Source organism: Paraburkholderia sp. SIMBA_054, assembly GCF_046534875.1.
Lineage (GTDB): Bacteria > Pseudomonadota > Gammaproteobacteria > Burkholderiales > Burkholderiaceae > Paraburkholderia > Paraburkholderia hospita.
In genome coordinates this window covers 1-239 of sequence record NZ_JAWRXV010001645.1, presented here as the reverse complement: position 1 = coordinate 239, position 239 = coordinate 1, and the positions used below count along the sequence as shown (strand labels likewise).

1 protein-coding gene is annotated in these 239 nt (G+C 73.2%); it reads right to left on the bottom strand.

All coding sequences use genetic code 11. From position 1 onward, the window contains the following. A partial coding sequence (locus SB822_RS60670) for a bestrophin family ion channel (protein ID WP_410859597.1) occupies positions 1 to 239 on the bottom strand: 239 nt, incomplete at both ends.

Below are 239 nucleotides of genomic sequence, written 5' to 3'. Positions count from 1 at the left end.
CGGCCATCATTCCCAGCAGCTGGTCGGGCACGTTGCGGCGTTCGCCCAGGCGCGTGGCGTCGGCTTCGTCCAGCCATGGGCGCGCGGCGGCCGTCGGATCGCGACCGCGCAGCTTCGCCGCGAGGCTGGCGGCAAAACCAATCGCCAGGTAGACGATGCGCCGGCGCAGCGCGGCATCGCCGGGCAGCAGCGCGGCGCATTGCCGCGCCAGCATGCGCGATTCGACGATCAGCTGGCCC